Source organism: Rhizobium leguminosarum (genome assembly GCF_002953715.1).
Taxonomy (GTDB): Bacteria; Pseudomonadota; Alphaproteobacteria; order Rhizobiales; family Rhizobiaceae; genus Rhizobium; species Rhizobium leguminosarum_V.
This window is the reverse complement of the sequence record NZ_CP025012.1, coordinates 2,936,268-2,958,279: the sequence shown is the minus strand read 5'-3', so window position 1 is coordinate 2,958,279 and position 22,012 is coordinate 2,936,268. Positions and strand designations below refer to the sequence as shown.

At 61.2% G+C, this 22,012-nt stretch carries 19 protein-coding genes and 1 other RNA gene; 11 read left to right on the top strand and 9 right to left on the bottom strand.

Features of this window, described 5'->3' with window-relative positions:
* Positions 1-14: 14 nt before the first annotated feature.
* Positions 15-944: an alpha/beta fold hydrolase gene (locus tag CUJ84_RS14960; protein ID WP_105006786.1), complete on the bottom strand. Its 930-nt coding sequence runs from the start codon at positions 942-944 to the stop codon at positions 15-17.
* Between the two features lie 158 nt (positions 945-1,102).
* Here CUJ84_RS14960 and CUJ84_RS14955 point away from each other — a divergent pair, with 158 nt between their 5' ends.
* From CUJ84_RS14955 to metF, 4 genes are all read left to right on the top strand, one after another.
* A complete protein-coding gene (locus tag CUJ84_RS14955; RefSeq protein ID WP_018494817.1) occupies positions 1,103-1,843 on the top strand; it encodes a ribonuclease T2 family protein in 741 nt (246 codons plus the stop codon).
* Positions 1,844-1,941: 98 nt separating this feature from the next.
* Entirely contained in the window at positions 1,942-3,591 is a 1,650-nt protein-coding gene (gene ettA, locus CUJ84_RS14950) for an energy-dependent translational throttle protein EttA (RefSeq protein WP_012758311.1), read from the top strand.
* Positions 3,592-3,757: 166 nt separating this feature from the next.
* Positions 3,758-4,783 carry an ArsR/SmtB family transcription factor gene (locus CUJ84_RS14945; RefSeq protein WP_020050858.1) on the top strand — a complete coding sequence of 342 codons (1,026 nt, stop codon included), beginning with the start codon at positions 3,758-3,760 and terminating at the stop codon, positions 4,781-4,783.
* Position 4,784: 1 nt separating this feature from the next.
* The gene (gene metF, locus CUJ84_RS14940) at positions 4,785-5,687 is read left to right on the top strand and encodes a methylenetetrahydrofolate reductase [NAD(P)H] (protein WP_105006785.1); all 903 of its coding nucleotides are present in this window, start codon (positions 4,785-4,787) and stop codon (positions 5,685-5,687) included.
* Positions 5,688-6,167: 480 nt separating this feature from the next.
* On the opposite strand, the gene CUJ84_RS14935 is transcribed toward metF, so the two are convergent.
* The 5 genes from CUJ84_RS14935 to CUJ84_RS14915 form a co-directional block, all read right to left on the bottom strand.
* Positions 6,168-7,073, bottom strand: coding sequence for a DMT family transporter (locus tag CUJ84_RS14935; protein WP_105006784.1), 906 nt, complete (start codon positions 7,071-7,073; stop codon positions 6,168-6,170).
* Positions 7,074-7,202: 129 nt separating this feature from the next.
* The gene (locus tag CUJ84_RS14930) at positions 7,203-8,420 is read right to left on the bottom strand and encodes a lytic murein transglycosylase (RefSeq protein ID WP_105008200.1); all 1,218 of its coding nucleotides are present in this window, start codon (positions 8,418-8,420) and stop codon (positions 7,203-7,205) included.
* Positions 8,421-8,501: 81 nt separating this feature from the next.
* Entirely contained in the window at positions 8,502-9,299 is a 798-nt protein-coding gene (locus tag CUJ84_RS14925; protein WP_018242881.1) for a glycoside hydrolase family 25 protein, read from the bottom strand.
* A 125-nt stretch (positions 9,300-9,424) separates the two neighbouring features.
* Positions 9,425-10,099, bottom strand: coding sequence for a class I SAM-dependent methyltransferase (locus tag CUJ84_RS14920; protein WP_028732849.1), 675 nt, complete (start codon positions 10,097-10,099; stop codon positions 9,425-9,427).
* Positions 10,096-11,340, bottom strand: coding sequence for a DUF3419 family protein (locus tag CUJ84_RS14915; RefSeq protein ID WP_105006783.1), 1,245 nt, complete (start codon positions 11,338-11,340; stop codon positions 10,096-10,098). Before CUJ84_RS14915 ends, CUJ84_RS14920 begins: the two co-directional genes overlap by 4 nt.
* Positions 11,341-11,560: 220 nt before the next feature.
* Here CUJ84_RS14915 and CUJ84_RS14910 point away from each other — a divergent pair, with 220 nt between their 5' ends.
* Positions 11,561-12,985, top strand: coding sequence for a serine hydrolase domain-containing protein (locus CUJ84_RS14910; protein WP_105006782.1), 1,425 nt, complete (start codon positions 11,561-11,563; stop codon positions 12,983-12,985).
* A gap of 29 nt (positions 12,986-13,014) precedes the next feature.
* Here CUJ84_RS14910 and CUJ84_RS14905 read toward each other — a convergent pair whose 3' ends face one another.
* From CUJ84_RS14905 to CUJ84_RS14895, 3 genes are all read right to left on the bottom strand, one after another.
* Positions 13,015-13,950 (bottom strand): lytic transglycosylase domain-containing protein, encoded by a 936-nt coding sequence (locus CUJ84_RS14905; RefSeq protein ID WP_105006781.1) that lies wholly within the window; start codon positions 13,948-13,950, stop codon positions 13,015-13,017.
* 115 nt (positions 13,951-14,065) lie between these two features.
* Positions 14,066-14,701 carry a LysE family translocator gene (locus CUJ84_RS14900; protein WP_027683729.1) on the bottom strand — a complete coding sequence of 212 codons (636 nt, stop codon included), beginning with the start codon at positions 14,699-14,701 and terminating at the stop codon, positions 14,066-14,068.
* 57 nt (positions 14,702-14,758) lie between these two features.
* A complete protein-coding gene (locus tag CUJ84_RS14895; protein ID WP_105006780.1) occupies positions 14,759-15,970 on the bottom strand; it encodes a pyrophosphate--fructose-6-phosphate 1-phosphotransferase in 1,212 nt (403 codons plus the stop codon).
* Between the two features lie 409 nt (positions 15,971-16,379).
* Here CUJ84_RS14895 and CUJ84_RS14890 point away from each other — a divergent pair, with 409 nt between their 5' ends.
* The 6 genes from CUJ84_RS14890 (at position 16,380) to rnpB (ending at position 21,758) form a co-directional block, all read left to right on the top strand.
* Positions 16,380-17,087: a J domain-containing protein gene (locus tag CUJ84_RS14890; RefSeq protein ID WP_018242874.1), complete on the top strand. Its 708-nt coding sequence runs from the start codon at positions 16,380-16,382 to the stop codon at positions 17,085-17,087.
* Positions 17,084-17,845, top strand: a complete 762-nt coding sequence (locus CUJ84_RS14885) for an N-acetylmuramoyl-L-alanine amidase (protein ID WP_105006779.1) — start codon at positions 17,084-17,086, stop codon at positions 17,843-17,845. Before CUJ84_RS14890 ends, CUJ84_RS14885 begins: the two co-directional genes overlap by 4 nt.
* Positions 17,846-18,106: 261 nt before the next feature.
* Positions 18,107-18,634, top strand: a complete 528-nt coding sequence (locus CUJ84_RS14880; RefSeq protein ID WP_105006778.1) for a lytic transglycosylase domain-containing protein — start codon at positions 18,107-18,109, stop codon at positions 18,632-18,634.
* Between the two features lie 98 nt (positions 18,635-18,732).
* Positions 18,733-19,923, top strand: a complete 1,191-nt coding sequence (locus CUJ84_RS14875) for an NAD(P)/FAD-dependent oxidoreductase (protein WP_105006777.1) — start codon at positions 18,733-18,735, stop codon at positions 19,921-19,923.
* A gap of 105 nt (positions 19,924-20,028) precedes the next feature.
* The gene (locus CUJ84_RS14870) at positions 20,029-21,204 is read left to right on the top strand and encodes an NAD(P)/FAD-dependent oxidoreductase (RefSeq protein ID WP_105006776.1); all 1,176 of its coding nucleotides are present in this window, start codon (positions 20,029-20,031) and stop codon (positions 21,202-21,204) included.
* Positions 21,205-21,360: 156 nt separating this feature from the next.
* Positions 21,361-21,758: RNase P RNA component class A (gene rnpB / locus CUJ84_RS14865), an RNA gene on the top strand.
* Positions 21,759-22,012: the final 254 nt, after the last annotated feature.

Sequence of the window (22,012 nt, the reverse complement as noted above, 5' to 3'; positions counted from 1 at the left end):
AGGATATTGGTCGCTCAGGATCTCGCGACGGCCCTGTCGCACCACTCGGCGAAGGCTGCGATCGCCGCATCCGCGCCGATCTCATTCAGCGTTTCGTGTCGCATGTCCTGATATATCTGAGTGCTGATACGAGAGAAGCCCCGGCCTTTCAAATGATTTGACAGCCAGAGCACGGCTTTTCCACGCTCCGTCGCCGGGTCCTCTCCGCCGCCGACGAGATGGATCGGCATGCCCCGCGGCAGCCGGTCGAGATGGATCTTTTGCGGCGCGCGGAAGGTCAGGTCGAAGAGATCGAGCCAGAGGGAGACTGAGGCGTCGAAGCCGCAGAGTGGATCGGTGATATATTTATCGACTTCATCAGGTCTGCGCGACAGCCAGTCGAACTCGGTGCGACGGCCGGGAATGGATTTGCCCCAGGCGCCGAAGGTAAGCTTCGGCAGCAGGCCGCTCGGTACGTCGGAGCCCTTCACCATGCGCTCGGCAAGCAGGATCGCCTGGGCGGCGCGGCCGGCAAGACCGACGGCGAAATTCGAATTCCAGACGGCGACTGCGTGGAAGTCGGCCGGAGCCGTGACGGCAGCATTGAGGGCGATGAGGCCGCCCATCGAATGGCCGAAGAGGATCACCGGCAGGCCGGGATGGCGGGAGGCCGCATGGCCGCGCATGGCGATGACGTCGCCGATCACCCTTTCGACCCCGCCGCGCCGGGCAAAGCGGCCGATCGGCGCATCGGGTGCCGTCGTCTCGCCGTGGCCGCGATGATCGTGGGCATAGACGTGATAGCCGCGCACTGCCATCGCCTCGGCAAAGGAGCGGTATCGTTTCGAATGCTCGGCCAAGCCATGCGATATCAATAGGATGCCGCGGGCCGCAGCTTCGGCCTCGGCATGGTGATAGGCCAGCGACGCCCCCGGCACGACGAGCCTTTGCGTTTCAGCAAACATGTGGATCCTCCCGGCGGCAACAGACCAGATCGCCGGGTAATTGCAACATGGGCGCTTGATTATTCGATAACAAATTGCGGCCTTGTTGCGATTCAGGGTTGCGGCCTTTCAATCTTCATGCTTATTTGTTCCTGTATTGTTCTTTTTTGGGGGTTGAAATGAGCAGCATGCAGTTGCGTACTTTGTCGTTCGCTGTGTCGATGGTTATTGCCGGCGCTGCCGTGGCGCAGGAGGCCGGCGGGCGCACCCGCTTCATTCTGGCGGCAAGCTGGCAGCCGGCTTTTTGCCAGACAAACCAGAAGAAGGCTGAATGCGCGAGCCAGACCGGCGAGCGCCCTGACGCGACGAACTTCTCGTTGCACGGGCTCTGGCCGATGCGGCAGGATTATTGCGGCGTAAGCGCCGATCAGAAGACCGCCGACAAGGACGGCGACTGGAACAAGCTGCCGGAGGTCACGCTTGCAGCGGAGACGAAGACGGCGCTTGCCAAGGCGATGCCCGGCACGCAATCCGGCCTGGAACGGCATGAATGGGTGAAGCACGGCACCTGCACGAAGATGAGTGCCGACGACTATTTCGGCGTCGGTGTGCATCTCGTGGGCGCACTCAACGCGTCGGCCGTGCGCGATCTCTTCGCTGCCAATATCGGCAAGCCGGTCAAGGCCGAAGCGATCAAGGCGGCTTTCGACAAGAGCTTCGGGCCGGGTGCCGGCGATCGTGTCAAGATGAGCTGCCGGCGGGCCGGCAATATCAGGATGATCAGCGAGCTGACGATCGGGCTTTCGGAAGCTGCCGGAGCGGCTTCGGCGAAAAGTGCCGGGCTTGCCGATCTGATCCAGGGCGCTGGAAAAACCTCGTTCGGCTGCGACGAAGGCGTCGTCGACGCTGCGGGCTTTTGACCGGAATTCCTGAGTAAACCGGGTTTCGACGTTGCCCGCAGGCGCTGTTTCGCCTACATAGCGGCACAATCGAAGTTTCCCGCCCGGAGCAGCGCATCATGGCACGTCAGTTCATCTATCATATGTCAGGCCTCAACAAGGCCTATGGCAACAAGAAGATCCTGGAGAATATCCACCTTTCGTTCTACCCCGATGCCAAGATCGGTATCCTCGGTCCGAACGGCGCGGGTAAATCCACCGTACTGCGCATCATCGCGGGCCAGGACAAGGAATATACCGGCGAAGCCTGGCTCGCCGAAGGTGCGACGGTCGGCTACCTAGAGCAGGAGCCGCACCTCGATGCAAACAAGACGGTGTTCGAGAACGTCATGGAAGGCGTTGCCTCGAAGACGGCTGTCCTCGATCGCTACAACGAATTGATGATGAACTATTCCGATGAGACGGCGGAAGAGGGCGCCAAGCTTCAGGACGTCATCGACAGCCAGAACCTCTGGGATCTGGAAAGCCAGGTCGAAATGGCGATGGAAGCGCTACGCTGCCCGCCGCGTGACGCCGATGTCACCAGCCTTTCGGGTGGTGAGCGACGCCGTGTCGCGCTCTGCCGCCTGCTGCTTTCGCAGCCGGATCTGCTGCTGCTCGACGAACCGACCAACCACCTGGACGCCGAAACCATCGCCTGGCTCGAAAAACATCTGCGCGACTATCCGGGCGCCGTGATGATGATTACCCACGATCGCTACTTCCTGGATAACGTCACCGGCTGGATCCTCGAACTCGACCGCGGCCGTGGCATTCCCTACGAAGGCAACTATTCGGCCTACCTGCAGGCGAAAGCCAAGCGCATGTTGCAGGAAAGCCGCGAAGACGCATCGCGCCAGAAGGCGATCAGCCGCGAACAGGAATGGATCGCTTCCAGCCCGAAGGCCCGTCAGGCCAAGTCCAAGGCGCGTATCAAGTCCTACGAGCAGTTGGTGGATGCCGCCGAGAAGCAGCGTCCCGGCGACGCGCAGATCATCATCCCGGTCAGCGAGCGGCTCGGCCAGGTGGTCATCGAGATGGACGGCATCACCAAGGGCTTCGAGGGCCGCACGCTGATCAACGATCTGTCGATCAAGCTGCCGCCGGGCGGCATCGTCGGCATCATCGGCCCGAACGGCGCCGGTAAGACGACGCTATTCAGGATGATTACTGGCCAGGAAACGCCGGATGGCGGTTCGATCCGCATCGGCGAGACCGTGCATCTCGGTTATGTCGACCAGAGCCGTGACACCCTTGCGGCCGACAAGACGGTCTGGGAGGAAATCTCCGGCGGCGCCGAAATCATCAAGCTCGGCAAATTCGACATGAACTCCCGTGCCTATTGCGGCGCCTTCAACTTCAAGGGCGGCGATCAGCAGCAGAAGGTCGGCAATCTCTCGGGTGGTCAGCGCAACCGTGTTCACCTTGCCAAGATGCTGAAAGCCGGCGGCAACGTTCTGCTGCTCGACGAACCGACCAACGACCTCGATACGGAAACGCTGGGTGCCCTGGAAAACGCGCTTGAGAATTTCGCCGGCTGCGCCATCATCATCAGCCACGATCGCATGTTCCTCGACCGTCTGGCGACGCATATCCTCGCTTTCGAAGGCGACGGCCATGTCGAATGGTTCGAAGGCAACTTCGAGGATTATGAACAGGACAAGGTGCGCCGCCTTGGCCCCGACGCCCTTAACCCGGGCAGCCAGGCCCACAAGCGTCTGACGCGCTGAATTATTCCAGCTGTTTTCGCTTGCGAGAGCCCCGGTTCGGCCGGGGCTTTTTCATGTCTGGCTCTGTCGCAATTTGAGCAGGCAATTTCGTGGAGAGAGCGAATTCTCGCTTGCCACCGCTTTTCAAATCACATAAAGATATCTTTATATCTTGATTGGATCGAAGATGAGCGAACCCTTGAAGCTTGGACTGGATGCGCTGGTGGACGTCTTGAAGGCGGCCGGAGAGCCCACGCGCCTGCGTCTTCTGGCGCTTCTTGACGGCGGCGACCTGACGGTGACCGATCTTACCGAAATTCTCGGCCAATCCCAGCCGCGCATCTCCCGTCACCTGAAGCTGCTCGGCGAGGCCGAACTGATCGAACGCTACCAGGAGGGCGCCTGGGCCTATTTCCGCCTGAAGCAGGACGGCAAGGCCGCCATGCTGGTGCGGGCGCTGCTCAAGCATGTTTCCGAGAACGATCCGACCATCCTTCGCGACGGCGAGCGGCTTTCGCAGGTCAAGCGCCAGCGCGCCGAGCGGGCGCAGGCCTATTTCAGCCGCAACGCGGCCGAATGGGACGAGCTTCGCCGCCTGCATGCGGCCGATGAGGAGGTCGACGCCGCCGTCATCCGGCTGCTCGGCAGCCAGCCGATCGACTCGCTGCTCGATCTCGGCACCGGCACCGGCCGCATCCTCGAACTCCTGTCCGGGCTCTACCGGCGGGCGACCGGCGTTGATGCCAGCCGCGACATGCTGAGCGTGGCGCGCGCCAATCTCGACAAGTCCCGCATCACCAAGGCCACCGTGCGCCACGCCGATATCCTGAACCTGCCGTTCGAGGGACAGGATTTCGATCTGGTGACGATCCATCAGGTGCTGCATTTCTTCGATCAGCCGGAGATTGCGATCGCGGAAGCGGCGCGCATGCTCCGGCCGGGCGGCCGGCTCGTGGTCATCGACCTTGCGCCGCACACGCTCGAATATCTCCGCGACGAGCATGCGCATGTCCGTCTCGGTTTTTCGCACCAGGCGATGTCCGACTGGTTGCGCAAGGCCGGGCTCGACGTCGAGCAGGTCGTCGATCTTCATCCGGGTCAGCAAAGCGGGCAGGGGTTGACGGTCACCGTCTGGCTCGCGCGCGATCCGAGGCGCCTCATGGCTTCGCAGACGAGCGAAGGCGCCGAACCTACATTTGCCGGGAGGGTATGACATGGTTTTGAAAAACGATGCGCGCGGCCGCAACATCAGGGTCTCCTTCGAATTCTTCCCGCCGAAATCGGAGGAGATGGAAGGGCAGCTCTGGCATACCGTCAGCGAACTGCAGGACTGGGACCCGGATTTCGTCTCGGTAACCTATGGCGCCGGCGGCACCACCAGAGCGCCGACGCTGACCACGGTCACGCGCTTCCTGTCGCAGACGCCGCTTGCCACCGCCTCGCATCTCACCTGTGTCGGCGCGACGAAGGAAGAGACGCATCAGGTGGTCGACACGTTCCGCAAAGCCGGCGTGACGCATTTCGTAGCGCTGCGCGGCGATGCGCCTGGCGGCGCTGGTGCGCCCTACCAGCCGCATCCCGGCGGTTACGCCAATGCGGCGGAGCTGGTGGCCGGCCTGAAGGAAATCGGTGATTTCGAGATTTCGGTTTCCGCCTATCCGGAAAAACACCCGGAAAGCCGCGATACGGCGGCCGATATCGACATGCTGAAGCGCAAGGCCGACAATGGCGCCGACCGGGCACTGACGCAGTTCTTCTTCGACAACGACAATTTCGAGCGTTACCTGGAGCGGGTGCGCGGTGCCGGCATCTCGATCCCTGTTGTGCCCGGCATCATGCCGATCCAGAACCTGACGCAGCTGAAGCGTTTTGCCGGCGCCTGCGGCACCATCATCCCTGCCTTCCTCGACGAGCGCTTCGCAGGCTTCGACGACAAGCCCGAGGAGCGGGCGAAGGTTGCCGCCGAAGTCGCTGCCGAACAGATCGAGGATCTCGTCCGGCGCGGCATCCATGATTTCCATCTCTATACGATGAATCGTGCGCCGCTGGTTTCCGCCGTGCTCGACAATCTCGGCATATCCCGCCGGGAAACAAAAAGTGCGGGCGCAGCCGCCTGATCTTTGCGCGTTTGAAAAGACGCGCGGCGCCGTAAAAGTGAAAAGCGCATGTCGGGCGGGACATGCGCTTTTTCGTTGGCGGATTGATCAGCTATTCAGGAGTTTAGGCACTATCAGTCATTACACTTTCGTCGGCCAGCTCAGATGAAGAGCATGGACAAGACGAAAGCAAACGCTGCACTGACCAACAGAACATTCAAGGATTGCGTGAGTCCCATGTCTGTCTCCTCGCGTTAACCGGCCAATAATATGTCTGAAATATGTCGGTTGGGAAGCAGATCTTATGCTGCGCTGCAGAACGGTTCGGTGGATAAGTCGAATAGGGGTCTTGCAAGCCTTTGATATAAATCAATAATTTTCAACAAATTTTTGTTCACACAATTTAACATGCCGTTAAATCGGGCGACCATGGATTTACCTATGCGTCTAAAACATGGCGGATGGACAACCGGTTGAAAACATACGAAATTCGCAACCGGTTCAAACAGCTCTCGCCAGCATGCGGTAGGCGCGGCCGTCGAGAATGACGAGGCCGAAACCGATCAGCGCCATGCCGGCGAATTCACCCAGTGCAAGCCTTTCGCCGAGGAAGAGCACGCCAAGAAGGATGGCGCTCGGCGGCACCAGCAGGGTGACGAGCGAGGCGTTGGTGGCACCGGCTGACGCCATGATCCGGAAATAGAGGATGTAGCCGAAGGCGGTCGACAGCAGTGCCAGCGCCAGGATGGCGAGGAGGGCATCGAGCGGTGGTGCGGCAAGCGCCCAGGGACGATCGGCCAGTAGCGACAGCGGCAGCGCAATCAGTGAGGAGGCGGTCAACTGGCCGGCTGCGGTGACAGGGGCGGGAACATTCTTGAAGCGTTTGCCGTAAGTGGCGGCAAAACCATAAGAGATGGCGGCAAGCACGGGAAGAAGCAGCGCCCAGAGCGGGGCTTCGCCACCGGCCGACATGCCGGGCCCGATCAGCACGATCGTTCCGACCAGGCCGACAAGGCAGCCGGCGATCTTTGCCGGCGACAGCTTCTCGTCTGAGGTGAAGTAGTTGGCGATCAGCACGGTCCAGATCGGTGTCGTCGCATTCAGGATCGCCGCAAGACCGGCGCCGATGCGGGTTTGGCCGAAGAAGATCAGCGCATGCGGCAGGGCATTGTTGATGAGCCCGAGGATCAGGAATTCGCGCCAGCGGGCCTTGAGGATCGCATAGAAGTCGAAACGGCCGGCGATATAGATATGCAGCGCCAGCGCTGCGAGCAGCAGCCTGAAGAAGACGAGGGTCAGCGGCGGTACGTGCTGGACGGCGATGCGGGCAAAGAAGAAGGAGCCGCCCCAGATCAGGCCGAGCAGGACCAGTAGACCCCAGGTCCAGGCATTCATTCTGCTGTCCATGCCGATTCCTCCACGCAAGCCGTTGTTTTGCCGAAAACCGGCACCGGTTTCGGCTTGATGCTTTAGCGCAGGCAGCGGATCGCGCCACCCGTTTCTTGCGAAGCGGGCGGCGGTGAGCTCTAACGGGGATCAGAGAGCGTTGAGAAGGGCAGGCGTCGCCCAGCCGTCGGCCGGCATGCCGAGGCGCTGCTGTTCCTTCTGGATCGCGACACGCGTGCCGGAGCCGAGGATACCGTCGATCTCGCCGACATCATGGCCGAGCGATTGCAGCTTGGTCTGCAGCGCCTTCATCTGGTCGCTGGCAAGCCCCTGTTCCGGCACGCCCTTGAGATAGGGCTCGGCGCCCGAAAGGCGGGTCCCGAAATAGGCGGCCGAAGTCGTGTAGATGAACGACTTGTTCCATTCGAGATAGATCTTGAAATTGGGATAGGCGATGAAGGCCGGTCCCATGCGGCCCTGCGGCAGAACGAGGTCGCCTTCGAGGTTGCCGAAGGCGGTATTGCCGTCGCGCGGCTTGACGCCCAGCGCGAACCATTCACCCGCTTTCATCGTGCCGCCGAGACCGGATTTTTCCCAAGGCAGATTATCGGGCAGGGTCACTTCCTGCAGCCAGGGCTGGCCGCGCTCGAAGCCGAGATGCTGGATGAATTTCGCCGCCGTCAGGATGGCGTCCGGGCCGCTCTGCTTCAGGCGGATATGACCGTCACCGTCGCCATCCATGCCATAGGCAATGATGTCGCGCGGCAACATCTGCACCTGGCCGATCTCGCCGGCCCAGGCGCCGGTATTGGTGGCGGGGTCGAGGTCGCCGTGCTGAACCATCTCGACGAGGGCGATCAGCTGCGGGCGAAAGAGTTCCGGGCGGCGGCAGTCATGCGACAGCGTCACCAGGGCGTTGCGGGTGTTGAAATCGCCCTGGACCGCGCCGAAATCGGTTTCCATTGCCCAGAAGGCGGTGATGACGCCCGGGGGGACGCCGAATTCCTGCTCGGCGCGGGCAAAGACGTCGGCATATTGCTTCATCTTCTGGCGGCCGATGTCGAGGCGGGCCTGGCTGACTGTGCGCTGGGAGAATTCGAGGAAGGTCTGCTTGAAGACGCCCTGGGCGCGATCCCGGCTCAGCACCTTGGGATCGATCTCGGCGCCGGCAAAGGCCTCGTCGGCGGCTGCCGCACTGGCGCCGGCTGCGACCGCATCTTTTTTGACGCCTTCGAGGAAGGCGGACAGATCGCCGCCGCAGGGCGCTGCCGGGGCTGCGTCTGGCGCCTGCTGGGCGGCCGCGCCGCCTGCGAGGGCGAGGGCAAACAGAAGGGCGAGTGCAGAGCGGCTTGCGAGCGAGCGGTGCATGGATGCGGTCCTTATATCAAACAGATTGCCGTCGCTTTCACAGACGAATGTGACGGAAGCAAGAAACATCGCAAGACGTTACTAAGAATTTCTATCCTTGGAAACGGCCGCGACCCAATTGTTCCAGTTCTTTGCGCTGCCGGCAAAAACATTGATATCGGTCGGCCCACTGATGCCGGGAATAACCCCGGTCGAGGTATATTGCCAGAAGGCCCAGCGGCGGTCGGAATAGGTCACCTCGGGGTGTTTTGCCACCGAGCGGACCCAGAAATGATAATCCTGGAAGTAGCCGGCGAGATTGTCGCGATGGAAATCGACCGAGGTATAGATGATCGGGCGCTTGCCGTAATAGGCCTCCAGCCGGTCCATGAAACGCTGCATTTCGGCGCGCACCGTTTCAGCGTCGGGTCGGTAGCGGCAGGTCTTCGATTCGGCGTTCCATTCGACGTCGAGCACCGGCGGCAGGCGCATGGCCTCCTTCGGTACGTTGCGGATGAACCAGTCTGCCTGCTGATCGGCCGAAGAGCAGAAATAATAGAAATGATAGGGGGCGTGCGGGATGCCGGCGGCGCGGGCTTCGCGCCAGTATTCGTCGAAGCGCGGATCGACCCTGTCCTTGCCTTCCGTCGCCTTGATGAAGGCGAAGGCGACACCGGAATTCTTTACCGTGGCCCAATCGATATCGCCCTGCCATTTGGAGATATCGATGCCGTGAACCTGGTTCTGTTGCGGATGCTTCGGACCGAAATCCTGCGGATCGGTATCCTTGAAGCGCGTCTTTGGCTTGATCGATGCCGTTTCGAGATAGTCATAACCGGAAGAAGTGCAGCCGGCTAGCATGATGGCCAGGGGCAAAACGCAAAACAAAAGCCGGCGCATGGGCGTCCCGTCGTAACTCGAATGATCTTTTTGCCCCACAACCTGACCTTCGAAAAAGACGAGTCAGCAGAGGATAACCCTCTTTTCACCATATCAACGTAAAAAATCGGTTAGTTTCAAGCGAATTATAAGCGCTTGCTGATAATGGCAGCCCGCCAGGCATAACCGCCGCCGACGGTATCGAACAACAATATCGCGTTGTTTTCATGGGCTTGCGCTTCTAGAACCTCACGCAGATCGGGGCGCGGGGTGACGTGGAATTTCGCAAGCCAGGACTGCAGCATGCGCCGGAACCAGGCCGGCAAGCCTTCCTGCTGACCGAAATCGACGATGTGCAGCTGGCCGCCGGGATTGAGTGCGGCGATCGATGCATCGACGGCGCGCTCCCAGTCCGGGATCATCGACAGGGCATAGGAAATCAGGATACGGTCGAAGCCGCTGACGCCGAATTCGCGCGGCGTGAAGGCCGTGGCATCGGCGACGCGGAATTCCGGGATCGTCGCTTTGGTGGCGAAGGTCTTGCGTGCCGAAATCAGCATTTCCTGGGAAATGTCGAGGCCGAATAGCTTGGCGGTCGGGAAATGCCTGTGGGCGAAGGCCATGTTGCGCCCGGTGCCGCAGCCGACTTCAAGCAGGGTGCCGCCTTCGGGAACGTCGAGATTGCGGATCGTGCTGTCGCGGCCGAGAAGATAATATTTGCGGGTCAGGTCGTAGATATGGCGCTGGTAGCGGTACATGCCATCCATAAGGCTGGCATGTTCATCGCTCTTTCCTGCCGTCTCAGTGCCGACCTTGCTCACGCCTTCTTCCCGTAAATGTGGAAGCCGCCGTAGATTGCCGAGCGATCGAGCGCGGTCAGTTCAAGCGACTTCTCCTGGAAGTAATCCCACTGGTCGCGGATCGCCGGAGCCAGGCGGCCTTCGATAATGCTTTTTTCGGCGGCGGTGCGGAAGATCACGCGGGCGCCTTCACGCGCCGTGCGGGTGATTTCCGTCCAGACGTCGTTCAACTGCTCATCCGTCATCCAGTCCTGTGCGTCGAGCAGGATGTAGCGGTCGCGCGAGGCGGCCGGCTCGCGGGCCAGAAGCTCGGTGAAGCTTGCGTGGTGGACGTTGACGCGGTCGACGTTGGCGCGGATCACCTGATAGTGCTCCGACTTCAAATAGGTCGGCAGCGGGCCTTCCGCTTCGGTGCCGTAGCGGCGGCCGAAGGCCTGCCAGGCGAAGTAATTGTCGCTCATCGGGAAATGACAGGCGAGCTTTTCCAGGCGGTGCTTCAGCACCGGCGCGATCGAATGATCGGCGGCAAGGCTTGCAAGTTCATCATATTGCTGCGGCGGAATGCCGAGGCCGAAGAGCGAGCTCTTGCGACCAGTGATCCAGCGCACGACCGGCTTTTCGAAGAGCGGTGCGATCTGCTCGTCGAAGAACTGGCGCTGCTCGCGGATCGAGCGGGTCTTGGTCATCTCGCGCAGCTTGACGCCATGCAGCCGGGCAAGAAGGTGGGCCGCGCCGATGAAGCGGCCGAGCAGGCCGGTCTCGTAGATGTTGCGGTCGAAGACGGTGACGCGGCGGCGGCCGAACTTGCGGCCGTTCCAGTAGCTGCGGGTCGCCTCATCGAGGCGGGCGGCGAGATGCTGGTCGTAAGCGCGGCTGTTCGACTTCTCGTTCGGCATCGCCAGGAAGCGGACGAGATCGGCATGGCCTGGAAGGTTCTTGAAAGCGGCAAGCTTCAGACGGTTCAGCGCGATGTGGTGCGGGTTGAGATCGACGACATCGATCGAGGCCGGCGCCTTGGAGAGATAGGCGAGCATGTTGCAGCCGCCGGAGCCGATGGTGACGATGCGATGGTTGGGCTTCAGCTCCATCGCCTGCATGTCGAGATCCGGATCCTCCCAGATCTGCGGATAGACGAGGCCGGAGAAGAGAAGGCCGAAGAGACGCTCGGAAAAGCCATCCTTCGAAAAAGCCTTGTGGCGGAGAAGGGCGTCCTTGAGTTTCCGGTTCTTGCGGAAGCCGGCATCCGGTGCAAATTCTGACATGAGTCTGTCACCTTTTTAGCGTTCAGGGCGTGTAGCGCGCCTCTGCTACAGTTTGATGACGCGGGCTGTGGGGGGCGCCATTCCGGGGAGACTTCGACCTCCTCGGGCGAGCGACCGGGATGGCTCTCCTGGGAAAGTGATCGGGACGATGGGCCTTCTTCGCTTCGGCCCCTTTCCGGCGCGTGTGATTCCTGCTTCTCTACCGGCATGGAGGAATGCCATGCGATTTGTCCTGCGTATCCTGAAGGCGCTTGCTCTCCTTCTCGTTCTCCTCGTCATCACTGCCGCCGGCTGGCTCTTCATCCGGCCGCCGGAACTGCTTAGCGTCGGCGACGGCTATGCCGCCAAGATCGTCTGCTCCAATGTCTTCATCGCCGGCCGGGGGGCCGAGGATGTGCTTCATGACGATGTCCAGGCGCCCGGAAATCCGCTGCTGCGGCTGGTGCGTGTCAGCGTCGACCGCGACAACGACCGCGTGACGGCGCGCTTCATGGGACTGTTTGCGCCGAGTTATGCGCTCTATCGCGGCGCTTTCGGCTGCGCGAGCGTGCCGGACGGTAATTTCGAGGCGGCGGCGAATGCGGCGCCCTTCGATCCGCCGGCCAAGATGCAGGCGAATGACGCATTGTGGCCGGAGGGCGAGGGCATCGACAATCCGGCGGACGGGAAGGTCGCTGCGCTGCTTGCCGATGCCGGAGTTGCCGGCCCGGCAATGCGGGCGATCGTCGTAGTGCGCAATGGCCGTATCGTCACTGAGGCCTATGGCCCCGGCTTCTCGGCAAAGACGCCGCTAATCGGTTGGTCGATGACAAAGACCGTGAATGCGGCGGTCCTTGGCCGGCTGATGCTCGGCGGCAAGATCTCCTTCGACGATGATAATCTGTTGGCGCAGTGGAAGAACGATGCGCGCGCCAGAATCAAGGTTTCCGACCTGCTCGGCATGGAGAGCGGCCTTGCCTTCAACGAGGACTATGGTGACGTCGCCGATGTGACGCGCATGCTCTATCTCGATCCCGACATGGTATCGCTGCCGGCCAATGCACCGATGGAGGCGGCACCCGGCCAACGCTTTCGCTATTCGAGCGGCACGGCCGTGCTGCTCTCGCGCATCTGGATGGACAGGGTCGGCAATGCGCAAGCGGCCTTTTCCTATCCGCACGATGCATTGTTTTCGCCGCTCGGCATGACGAGCGCGGTGTTCGAACTCGATGCGCGCGGCACGTTTGCCGGAAGCTCCTATCTCTATGCGACGGCGCATGACTGGGCGCGCTTCGGGCAGTTCCTGCTGCAGGATGGCGTGTGGAACGGCCAGCGGCTGTTGCCGGAGGGTTTCGTCGGCGCTATGCGCACCCCGACGGCAGCGTCGAACGGGCGTTATACGCAAGGCCAAGCCTGGCTCGCTCCTGGCGGCCCAAGCGCCGCGTTCGGGCTGCCGGAGGATACGTTCTGGCTGACGGGGCATGACGGGCAGAGCGTGGCGATCGTGCCTTCCGCCAATCTGGTGGTCGTCAGGCTTGGCCTGACGCCGAGCCGGCTCGACTACCAGCCGCAGGTGCTGCTCAAGGCGATCCTGGCTGCATTGCCGCAACCGGGTGGGCCGCAACAGCAGGCGGGATCGCAACGGCAGACACAGCCGCAGCCATAGGCCGGGGCTTCAGCCGTTATCTCCAGGTTTCAATAATTACCTTGGGCGATGTCGGTCATGCCCTTGCGCTTGGCGTCGTAATAATAGCCGCGCGCATAGAGGCGGACGGCATCGTCTTCCTTACTGTCGGAGACGAGCCAGGCGCCGCGCAGATATTTCGCGGCATATTTGATGTTGGTCTCGGCATCGAAGAGGCCGCCCGGGGCACCGTCATAGCCCATGGACTTGGCGGTGTTGTACTTGATCTGCATGAGGCCGAAATAGCCGCGCTTGTTGTAGGCCTTCGGATTATAGCGGCTCTCGCGATGGACGATGCGGTGGAGCAACGTCTCGGGAATCTCGTAGACCTTCGAATATTTGGCGATGAGCTTGGTGACGAAGCTCTTCTCGACCGTCGGCGCATCGTCTTTGTCGTCGTCGCTGAACATCGGGGGCGCCGTCGGCGGATCGATCGGCCCGGATTCGTCGAAACCGTAATCCATGCTGGCGCGTGGCGTGGTGTCAACTGCGGCAAGTGCTGCAAGCGCGCTGTTTTGCGGTGTCGCGGCAAAGGCAAGCTGCGTCGTCGGCTGCGCGGGCGCTCCCGGACGCGGCGTCGGCACGACCGACTGGATCGCCGTCATCTCGGGCGTCAGCGGAATCTGCGCGTAGGCTGCCGGCTGTATGCCTGCCTGCATGGCGAGATCGGCAGGCTGGGAGGTTGGCACGGCCGGCATCGCCGTTGCGGTCAGGGAGGGGGATGATGCCTGAGGAAGGGTGGCGCCAGCGACAGCTGCGCCTTCGGCTGTCGGGATCGCGGCGAGTGTTGCATCTTCGCCGGGTTTCGGCATCGGCACGACCGTCTGGGCGGCTGTCAGTTCGGCCTGGGACGTGTATTCGACGCTCGAACATCCCGTCATCACGCCGCAGAGTATCGTGGAAACGACAAGACTGCGTTTCAGGCCGGATAATCCGATCGCTACCATTCCGCCACTTTCGTGAAATCGCGCCGCCCCGGCAGCGTATAAAAGTTACCAAAATCCTTAAGCCCTGGCGACCCCATTAACCTATTCGTGGCATTCCGGCAACCACGGAATATTACTAGGCTGCAATACGGCGATACCCGGCCGTTACGGCACCTGCAGCGATCAGCAGAGTGCCTCCGGTTCGGTTCACGGCGCGCTGGATGCTCGCCTTGCGAATCAGTCCGCGCGCGGCATGGGCAAGAAAGGCGTAGGTGGAAGCGTTGAGGATCGCCAGCACGAGGAAGGTCGCTTCCATGATCGCCATCTGGCCGAGGAAGGGCAGGGCCGGATTGAGGAACTGCGGCACGAAAGCGACGAAGAAGATGATGCTCTTCGGATTGAGGGCGGTGACAACATAGGCGTGGAGGAAGATCTTGACCGACTTCTCCTCTGGCAGATTGTCGTTGTCGGCAATCGGTTCGCCGATGATGGGAGCCCGCCAGAGCTTGATTCCCAGCCAGATCAGGTAGGCGCCGCCGATCCACTTCAACACGGTGAAGAGGGTCGCGGAGGCGGCCAGAACGGCACCGAGACCGAAGAGAGAAGCGGTCATCGCGGTGAAGTCACCGAGCGCCACGCCGCCCACCGTCGCAAACGCCGTCCTGCGTCCATGACCGAGCGCATAGGAAACGACGAGCAGTATCGTCGGTCCCGGTATGGCCAGCATGATGGCGGATGCCGCCGCAAAAGCGAGCCAAGCTTCAAGTGACATGGTGTCTCCTCCTATTCCTCGGGAACAAGCAAAGACATCATATTAACCATCCGTCAATCACGCTTCTTTGTATTTCTGGCCTATATTGTCCATGACTTCGGCAAACCATGCCGTTGAAAGGTCAAAAGCCTTGCCGCCCTTGATGCGCGGGAATTCTATAGTGCGCAATTTACCGTTCTGGCCTTCATCATGGCCGGTGACGCCGGAGACTTTATTGAGCGCGCTTTCGACGGCGAGATCGACCATGCTCTGGATCAGCCGCAGGTCGTCGCCGTTGGCAGGCGCCGAGCGGGCGAAATAGCCTGATTTCTGCACGAGGGAACGCTCGGCGTTCAAGAGATTGGCGAACTGCTTCTGGAACCATGCGCCGACATTGATGGTGTCGATCTTCACATGGCCGAAGGCATCGCGCTTGACGGTCTCGCCGGCGGCTTCGCGCTCGGCGACGATGGCGTCGAGGCATGCGCCTTCCGAGACAAAGACCGTGGCATGGCCGTTGCGGTCCATGCTTTCCCTCAGGCGGGCGGCCTCGGCGTCGAGGTCGAAGGCCATCTCAGGCAGGTAGACGGCGTCGATGCTCTTCAGACGTGCGTCCATCATCAAGCCATCGACATACTGATTGGGGCTGGTGCGCTGGAGATAGGCGCGGGCGGTGGCGGCCGTCAGCCAGCCGCAATGGCGGCCCATGACCTCGTGGATGACGAGGGTGCGGGGGGCGGCAGTCTGCTCGTTGCTGACATTGTCGAAGAAAAGCGCGCCGACTTCGGCGGCCGTCCAGGCGCCGAGCGACTGGCGGATCGGCACGACGTCATTGTCGACAGTCTTCGGCAGGCCGACGACGGTGAGATCGTAGCCGTTGGCGGCGAGGTAGGCGGCAAGGTCGGCGGCCGTGGTATTGGTGTCGTCGCCGCCGATCGTGTGGAGAATGGTGATGCCGTCATTGGCAAGGCGTTCGGCGGCGACCCGCAGCGGGTTCTCGCCTTCCTTGACTAGGCCGCGCTTGACGCAGTCGGCGGCATTGGTCAGCTTGACGCGGCTATTGCCGATCGGCGAGCCGCCGTAGCGGTGCAGCAGCGGCGCCTTTTCGCGTATCTCGCGGGTGATCTCGAGGCTGTCGCCGATGAGCACGCCTTGGTAGCCGGACTTGTAGGCGACGATGTCGAGATCGGGCGCGATGTCGCTGTAGCGTTCGATGAGGCCGCCGACGGCGGATGAAAGACAGGGCGCCAGGCCTCCGGCGGTCAGCATTGCGACTTTCTGTTTGGCCATGATCCCTCCTACGGTGTTTCGGTGCGGCAGCGTTAGCTAGCGCATGGATGCGGCAGGGAAAGGGCCCTGTAAAGTAAAGAATTTACGAAAAATGCGCCTTTCTGCCGTGCTGGACTGCAAAGGCGACTGGAAGTGCGGATATAATCGTTTCAAGCCCGGTCTGCCTGTCGGGAACTGTTGTGGAAATTTCCATCGCGCGCTCGGCAGCCTACGTGCCTGGCCGGGGGCGGCGACCGCTAGCCAGGCCCTAAGGCAAGACGAAGCGGGGCGATGAATCGTTTGCTGCGGTGCGACAATTACCAAATCGTGAAAACTGTGTTCGGCCCTACGACCAATAGTCGCCTTGCAAAGGCTACGATTCTTTGGTCAAGCTGTTTCTCTATAAGTTGACAAGTGTGTGAGATTTTCGATGTCCTTCTGGGAAAAACTGTTGAATGCCATTGGCAATACCGCAGGCAATGCACTGTCTGCGGTGGTCGAGGCTATCCGCACGGTTTTCGAAGGCGATCCCGAGACCCGGCGTAAAGTGGCTTTCTCCGTGGCGATCATCGCGCTGTCGGCCAAGATGGCCAAGGCAGACGGCATCGTCAGCGAGAAGGAGGTCGAAGCCTTCCGCGAAATCTTCGAATTCCCGCAGGATCAGGCAAAGAACGTCGCCAGGCTTTACAACCTCGCGCGCCAGGACGTCGCCGGCTACGAAGCCTATGCCGAACGGCTTTCCACGCTCTGCGTTACTTGCGCAGCCAATTGCACGGTGCTGGAAGACGTGCTCGACGGCCTCTTCCACATCGCCAAGGCCGATGGGCTGATCCACGAGAAGGAACTGAATTTCCTGCGTCATATCGGCGAGATCTTCGAGATGAGCGAGACCCGGTTCGAGCAGATCGCCGCCCGACACGTCTCATCCGGCGGCGATCCCTACAAGGTGCTCGGCGTCTCGCCTTCGGACGATTTCCCGACCATCCGCCGCCGCTACCACGGCCTCGTCAGCGAACATCATCCCGACCGGCTGATCTCGCGCGGCGTGCCGAAGGAATTCCATGTGATCGCCAATGAGCGCATGGCGGCGCTGAACGCCGCCTATGAGGCGATCGAGAAGGAACGCCGCGCCGCATGACCTCTTTCGAGGCCGACTGCAGCAGCGCCCGCGTGCAGCCTTCGCCGAACCATGGCGAGCGGGCGGACGGGCGCCATCCCGATATGATCCTGCTGCACTATACCGGCATGCCGACGGCAGATGGCGCGCTCGACTGGCTCTGTCGCGCCGAGAGCCAGGTTTCCAGCCACTATTTTGTGCATGAGAACGGCGAGGTGGTGCAGCTCGTGCCGGAAACACGGCGTGCCTGGCATGCGGGGAAAAGCAGCTGGCACGGCGAGACGGACATCAATTCTCTGTCGATCGGCATCGAGATCGCCAATGCCGGCCATCCCGGCGGGCTCCCTGATTATCCGAAAGAGCAGATCGCCGCGGTGATCGAATTGTGTCGCGACTGTGTCAAACGTTGGTCGATCGTGCCGGAACGGGTGCTCGGGCATTCCGATGTCGCCCCGATCCGCAAGGTCGATCCGGGTGAGAAATTCCCCTGGGCCGCGCTCCACGGGGCGGGCATCGGGCACTGGGTCGAGCCGGCAACGATCACCGGCGGGCGCTTCTTCCAGCGCGGCGATACAGGCCAGCCTGTCGAGGCGCTGCAATCGATGCTGTCACTCTATGGTTACGGCACTGAAATCACGGGTGAATTCTCCGAAAAGACGGCAGGCGACGTGGAAGCTTTCCAGCGCCATTTCCGGCCCCAACGGGTAGATGGCATCGCCGATTTCTCGACGATCGACACGCTGCACCGGCTGCTGTCGGCGCTGCCGCGTTATTCCTGACCGGAAGAGCCGGATATCAGGAGGGTTTTCTGACGACCGGCGAGAAAACCGCCTCGCCACATCATTTCCCTATTATCTCCTCATTGCGATGGTCTAAGAACGCCCGCTGAACAGCGCTCGCGGCTTTTTCAAGTGTAACCATGAGCGCCAAATGAAACGATAAGAATTGCTGCGGAACGCGACCAGTTCTTGGTTGCGTGTGACCGGATGACAGCGAGGCGCGCAGTCCTGCAATTCTTTGGGTCGGAGTGAAGAGACTACATGAAGAATATGATTGTTGGTGCTGCGGCATGCGTTGGCATGCTGCTGGCGGGATATAGTTTTGCCTTGGCTGGCGATGACTGGGGTGTCCGGGCCGAAACCATCTCGCTGAAAACCGTCGATCGCCAGAGCGGCTATGCCATGCCGGATTTTTCCACGAGCATTCCCTATGCCGCACTGATCAACAAATATGCCGCTGAATACGACGTGCCCGTCGCGCTTGCCCAGGCTGTCGTGCGCGTCGAGAGCAATTTCAATCCGAACGCCCGCGGCAGCGCCGGTGAAGTCGGCCTGATGCAGATCAAGCCGGCGACGGCGCGGATGATGGGTTATTCCGGCTCGAAGAAGGGCCTGTTCGATCCGGAGACCAACATCAAATACGGCATGAAGTATCTGGCGGCTGCCCATCAGCTCGGCGGCGGGCAGACCTGCAACACCATCCTGAAATACAATGCCGGCCATGCCGCCACGCGCATGAACCCGGTGTCGAAGACCTATTGCGGCAAGGTCCTGGCGATGCTCGACTGAGCATAGCCCGACGCGTCCCGACGAAATTTCCTTGCGGCAATTTTGCAATGTGAATCAGTGCGCTTGCCGTGATATCCCACCTTGAAACGAGGTGGGATATGGCAGTCGATTTCAGGTTTATCATCATCGGACGCGGCATGATGGGTGCCGCCGCCGCACGGCATCTCTCCTCGACGGCCGACGGCATCGCGCTCATCGGCCCGCGCGAGCCTGAGGAGCGCAAAGCTTATTACGGGGTCTTCGCCAGCCACTACGACGAAGCGCGCATCACCCGCACCTTCGACGGCAATCTTGCCTGGGGAACCTTCGCCGCCCGCTCACTCGACCGCTACCACGAGATCGAGGCAAGGAGCGGCATTTCCTTCTATTCGGAGGTCGGCTGCCTCTTTGCCGTTCCTGAGAAGGGCGAGCAGGACTATATCAAAAGGGCGCTGACCGTCAGCCGGACACTCGGCAGCGATATCGAGACCATCGCGCGGTCGGAACTCGGCCAACGTTTTCCCTATCTTAATGTCGATTCTGATTTCAGCGGATATTTAGAGCGCAAACGCGCTGGGTACATCAACCCGCGGGCGCTGGTGCGCGCGCAAGCCAAGCTTGCCGAACAGGGCGGCGTCTCGCTGATCGAGGCCACCGTAACATCGGTGAGCGATGCGGGTTCCCATGTCGAGGTGACGGCTGGCGGCAGAAGCTACAGCGCCGAACGTGTGCTGGTGGCCGCAGGCGGATTCAGCAATTTCCATGCTCTGCTGCCGCGTCCGGTCGATACCAGGGTTATGGCGCGCACGGTCGCGTTCTACGAACTCGGCGAGCGCGAGATGGCGGTTTTCGGCGGCATGCCGTCGACGATCGTGCTCGGTGACCGGGAAGAGGATCACATCTATATCCTGCCGCCGGTGCGTTATCCCGACGGCAAGACCTATCTGAAGCTCGGTGGCGACACTGAGGCGCTTTCCTTTAGCCAGTTGGAGGATGCCGGCGCGTGGTTCCGTTCCGACGGCAATGCTGCCGAGCGCGATCATCTCTCGCGTGTCGCCCTGCAGCTGATGCCGGAGCTTGCCGGCTGCCCTGTCACATCGGCGCCCTGTGTGGCGAATTTCACGCCGACCGGTTATCCCTATGCTGGATTTACGCAGTCGCCGCGCATCGCGGTGCTGACCGGCGGCAATTTCGTCGCGGCCAAATCCTCCGACGAGCTCGGCCGCTTAGGGGCCGTGCTGCTGGCGGAAGGGCAGCTCGGCGAAGTGGATTTCGGCGGCGCACTGACGCCGGTTTTCGCTGCTGCGTAATTCCTTATAATCGGAATCGACTTAAGGAATTATGCAGCAATTCAAAGTGTTGCAGCGTCCTTTGCGCGTCTGAAAAGACGCGCTGGGCTGTTGAGAGGAAAGAGCATGGCAGTCGATTTCAAATACATCGTCGTCGGCCGCGGGCTGATGGGGGCAGCGGCGGCGCGGCATCTGGCGCGCCAAGTGGACGGTGTCGCGGTGATTGGCCCGGACGAGCCTGATGATCGCAAGGCGCATCAGGGCGTCTTCGCCAGCCATTATGACGAGGGGCGCATCACTCGTACCATCGATCCCGACCGCAATTGGGCACTGCTCGCCAACCGCTCGATCGGCCGTTATGGCGAGATCGCCCGCGACAGCGGTATCGATTTCTATCGGGAGGTCGGCTGCGTCGTCGTCGCGCCGACCGGAGGCGATTATATCGAGAAGACCCGGCGGGCCGCCATTTCGCTGAGCGTCGAAACCAGCCTTCTCGATGAGGCCGGGCTGAAGGCCGCCTTTCCCTTCTTCGCCTTTCCTGATGGGGGTACGGGCGTCTTCGAGGCGAGGGGGGCCGGCCATATCAGTCCGCGCAAGCTTGTGAAAGCCCAATCGCTGCTGGCGGAAAAGGCAGGTGCTGCCGTCATCCGCGATCACGTTGTTTCGATCAGGAGCGAGGGTGGGTCGGCTGTTGTCGAGACGGCCGGTGGCCGCACTTATCGCGGTGCAAAGGTGCTGCTGGCAGCGGGCGGATTTTCCATTGCGAAGAATCTGTTGCCGCGGCCGGTTGCCATGACGGTTTATGCCCGGACCGTGACGCTCTTTGAAGTCAGCGAGGCCGACGCGGTGCGCCTGGCCGCGATGCCGTCGCTCATTCTCAGGGCGCCCGGCATCGATATCTACCTGCTGCCGCCGATCCGCTATCCCGACGGCAAATTCTATCTGAAGATCGGCGGCGATCCTGACGATCTGGTGCTCAGCGACGACGCGGGGATGCGCGCCTGGTTCAAGACCGAGGGGCGCGATACGGTGCGCGCGCATCTCAAACGCATCGTTGAAGGTCTTGTGCCCAATATCGTGCCGCTTTCGATTTCGACGGCGGCCTGCGTCGTGTCGCATACGGAAAGCGGCTATCCGATGATTGGCTATACCTCCTCGCCCGAGATCGCGGTGCTGACGGGCTGCGCCGGCACGTCGGCCAAGAGCTCGGACGAAATCGGCCGGCTTGGGGCCGAGCTGCTTTTATCAGGCGGAATCAGCGAAGAGGGCTATTCCACGGATTTCACGCCGCAATTTCGCTAGAGCATTTCCGTTTTTCTGCGAATCACGGAAGTGCTCGCTCTTTTGTTCTTACGCAATTGCGGACGCAAAACCGCTGCGTACTTTTGCTGGAATTGCTCTAAGCGATATCATTTATTTCGATAGCAATTGCGATCTCTCTCGTTTATGGGAGCCCTGCCAGTTGGCTGGGCAGCCGCGCTTTACCAATGCCGAAAGGCGGTAGGGTGAGGAAAGTCCGGGCTCCACGGAAACACGGTGCCGGATAACGTCCGGCGAGGGCGACCTCAGGGAAAGTGCCACAGAAAGCAAACCGCCTGTCATGACAGGTAAGGGTGAAAGGGTGGGGTAAGAGCCCACCGCATCTCCGGCAACGGAAATGGCACGGTAAACCCCACCGGGAGCAAGACCGAATAGGGATGATGCGGCAGGCCGAAAGGCCTTCCGGCCGGTTTCCAGGCCAGTCATCCGGGTGGGTTGCGCGAGGCAGCGTGCGAACGCTGTCCCAGAGGAATGGCTGCCACGTTCCGGTTCACGCCGGAGCCTTACAGAACCCGGCTTACAGGCCAACTGGCGATTAACATCTTGCGGCGCGTCGGCCGGATTTTCACCGTAAGTCGCTGAAACCGACTGTTATCAAGCGGATGTTCATGCACCCCCGGGTGGATTTTTCTCGTGGAGCCACCAGTACGTGTCGTTTGTAAGATGGCGATGCTAACCCTTTGTTAAACTTAACGGCTTATAAATTTTTGATCATGCGTCCGTTGCAAAATGGGCGCATCCCATTGACGCCCATATGGTCCCATGCTATCCCAAATGCGCACTGCACCAG

What these genes read in the sequence shown, in the direction of transcription:
- CUJ84_RS14960 (WP_105006786.1), bottom strand. Translation starts at nt 944, where the DNA reads ATGTTTGCTGAAACGCAAAGGCTCGTCGTGCCGGGGGCGTCGCTGGCC.
- CUJ84_RS14890 (WP_018242874.1), top strand. Translation starts at nt 16,380, where the DNA reads ATGTCCTTCTGGGAAAAACTGTTGAATGCCATTGGCAATACCGCAGGC.
- CUJ84_RS14945 (WP_020050858.1), top strand. Translation starts at nt 3,758, where the DNA reads ATGAGCGAACCCTTGAAGCTTGGACTGGATGCGCTGGTGGACGTCTTG.
- CUJ84_RS14955 (WP_018494817.1), top strand. Translation starts at nt 1,103, where the DNA reads ATGAGCAGCATGCAGTTGCGTACTTTGTCGTTCGCTGTGTCGATGGTT.
- CUJ84_RS14880 (WP_105006778.1), top strand. Translation starts at nt 18,107, where the DNA reads ATGAAGAATATGATTGTTGGTGCTGCGGCATGCGTTGGCATGCTGCTG.
- CUJ84_RS14900 (WP_027683729.1), bottom strand. Translation starts at nt 14,701, where the DNA reads ATGTCACTTGAAGCTTGGCTCGCTTTTGCGGCGGCATCCGCCATCATG.
- CUJ84_RS14875 (WP_105006777.1), top strand. Translation starts at nt 18,733, where the DNA reads ATGGCAGTCGATTTCAGGTTTATCATCATCGGACGCGGCATGATGGGT.
- ettA (WP_012758311.1), top strand. Translation starts at nt 1,942, where the DNA reads ATGGCACGTCAGTTCATCTATCATATGTCAGGCCTCAACAAGGCCTAT.
- CUJ84_RS14910 (WP_105006782.1), top strand. Translation starts at nt 11,561, where the DNA reads ATGCGATTTGTCCTGCGTATCCTGAAGGCGCTTGCTCTCCTTCTCGTT.
- CUJ84_RS14925 (WP_018242881.1), bottom strand. Translation starts at nt 9,299, where the DNA reads ATGCGCCGGCTTTTGTTTTGCGTTTTGCCCCTGGCCATCATGCTAGCC.
- CUJ84_RS14935 (WP_105006784.1), bottom strand. Translation starts at nt 7,073, where the DNA reads ATGGACAGCAGAATGAATGCCTGGACCTGGGGTCTACTGGTCCTGCTC.
- CUJ84_RS14930 (WP_105008200.1), bottom strand. Translation starts at nt 8,420, where the DNA reads ATGCACCGCTCGCTCGCAAGCCGCTCTGCACTCGCCCTTCTGTTTGCC.
- CUJ84_RS14905 (WP_105006781.1), bottom strand. Translation starts at nt 13,950, where the DNA reads ATGGTAGCGATCGGATTATCCGGCCTGAAACGCAGTCTTGTCGTTTCC.
- CUJ84_RS14885 (WP_105006779.1), top strand. Translation starts at nt 17,084, where the DNA reads ATGACCTCTTTCGAGGCCGACTGCAGCAGCGCCCGCGTGCAGCCTTCG.
- CUJ84_RS14915 (WP_105006783.1), bottom strand. Translation starts at nt 11,340, where the DNA reads ATGTCAGAATTTGCACCGGATGCCGGCTTCCGCAAGAACCGGAAACTC.
- metF (WP_105006785.1), top strand. Translation starts at nt 4,785, where the DNA reads ATGGTTTTGAAAAACGATGCGCGCGGCCGCAACATCAGGGTCTCCTTC.
- CUJ84_RS14895 (WP_105006780.1), bottom strand. Translation starts at nt 15,970, where the DNA reads ATGGCCAAACAGAAAGTCGCAATGCTGACCGCCGGAGGCCTGGCGCCC.
- CUJ84_RS14870 (WP_105006776.1), top strand. Translation starts at nt 20,029, where the DNA reads ATGGCAGTCGATTTCAAATACATCGTCGTCGGCCGCGGGCTGATGGGG.